The following is a 1,834-nucleotide window of genomic DNA, read 5'->3' on the forward strand; positions in this document are numbered from 1 at the left end:
GGGGTCCATCAACCAACCACACAGGGCGCCGGTACGGGCCTGCTACAGGGGGACGGGGCGGCCATCGGGTGATGGGGCTCCGTCCGTGTGTTCAACCGAGTATTCACTAATGACCGAATCTTTTGCCGAGCTGTTCGAACAGAGCCAGGCCAACCTGGCGAAGCTGAAGCCGGGCGCCATCGTCACCGGTACCGTCGTGGACGTCCGCGGCGACGTGGTGGTGATCAACGCCGGACTGAAGTCCGAAGGCATCGTGCCGATCGAGCAGTTCCGTAACGAGAACGGCGAGATCGACGTTGGCGTGGGCGACCAGGTCAAGGTCGCGCTCGACTCGATCGAGAACGGCTTCGGCGAGACCGTGCTGTCGCGCGAGAAGGCCAAGCGCGCGATGGTGTGGGACGAGCTGGAAGAGGCGCTGGAGAAGAACGAGACCATCACCGGCCGCATCAGCGGCAAGGTCAAGGGTGGTTTCACCGTCGACATCAAGGACGTCCGCGCGTTCCTGCCGGGCTCGCTGGTCGACGTCCGTCCGGTGCGCGATCCGGCCTACCTGGAAGGCAAGGAGCTGGAGTTCAAGCTCATCAAGCTGGACCGCAAGCGCAACAACGTGGTCGTCTCCCGCCGCGCGGTGGTCGAGAGCGAGCACTCCGAGGAGCGCGAGCAGCTGCTGGAGAAGCTGGTCGAGGGCGCCAAGCTCAAGGGCGTGGTCAAGAACCTGACCGACTACGGCGCCTTCGTGGACCTGGGCGGCATCGACGGCCTGCTGCACATCACCGACATGGCGTGGAAGCGCGTGCGCCATCCGTCCGAGGTGGTCAACGTCGGCGACGAGCTGGAAGTGCGCGTGCTGAAGTTCGACCGCGAGCGCAACCGCGTCTCGCTGGGCCTGAAGCAGCTGGGCGAGGATCCGTGGGAGAACATCTCTCGCCGCTACCCGGCCAACAGCCGCGTGTTCGGCAAGGTCTCCAACGTCACCGACTACGGCGCGTTCGTCGAGATCGAGCCGGGCGTCGAGGGCCTGGTGCACGTGTCCGAGATGGACTGGACCAACAAGAACGTCAACCCGTCCAAGGTCGTGCAGGTCGGCGACGAGGTCGAGGTCATGGTCCTGGACGTGGACGAGGAGCGCCGCCGCATCTCGCTGGGCATGAAGCAGGTCGCCGCCAACCCGTGGGAGACCTTCGCCGCCATCCACAAGAAGGGCGACAAGGTCACCGGCCAGATCAAGTCCATCACCGACTTCGGCATCTTCATCGGCCTGGAAGGCGGCATCGACGGCCTGGTCCACCTGTCCGACATCAGCTGGAACACCACCGGCGAGGACGTGCTGCGCAACTTCAAGAAGGGTGACACCCTGGACGCCGTCGTCCTGGCCGTCGACCCGGAGCGCGAGCGCATCTCGCTGGGCCTGAAGCAGATGGAGCAGGATCCGTTCGGCCAGTACATGGCCGCGCACCCGAAGGGCTCCAAGGTCGAGGGCGTGGTGAAGGAAGTCGACGCCAAGGGCGCCGTGGTCGAGCTGGCCGACGGCATCGAGGGCTACGTCGCCGCGCGCGACATCGCCAACGAGCGCGTGGACGACGCCACCCAGTACCTGAAGGTCGGCGACAAGGTCGAGGCCAAGTTCGTGGGCATGGACCGCAAGGGCCGTACCCTGCAGCTGTCGATCAAGGCCAAGGACGAGGCCGAGACCGCCGAGGCCCTGGCCGAGTACAACAAGGCCGCCGCCGAGGCTGCCGCCGGCACCACCAGCCTGGGCGCGCTGCTGCGTGCGCAGCTGGGCAACAAGTCCGAGTAATACCCGCCAGCGTGAATGGCCCCGCGGCGACCCGGC

At 66.3% G+C, this 1,834-nt stretch carries 1 protein-coding gene; it reads left to right on the forward strand.

Annotated features, from left to right (window positions below):
* Nucleotides 1-109 precede the first annotated feature (109 nt).
* Complete coding sequence (gene rpsA / locus B351_RS0113325) at nt 110-1,798, forward strand: 30S ribosomal protein S1 (RefSeq protein ID WP_019399533.1); 1,689 nt, start codon at nt 110-112, stop codon at nt 1,796-1,798.
* Nucleotides 1,799-1,834: the final 36 nt, after the last annotated feature.

This window comes from Pseudoxanthomonas sp. GW2, assembly GCF_000283075.1.
GTDB lineage: Bacteria > Pseudomonadota > Gammaproteobacteria > Xanthomonadales > Xanthomonadaceae > Pseudoxanthomonas.

Bases quoted from the DNA above. Each gene is read 5' to 3' on its own strand.
- rpsA (WP_019399533.1), top strand. From the start codon at position 110: ATGACCGAATCTTTTGCCGAGCTGTTCGAACAGAGCCAGGCCAACCTG.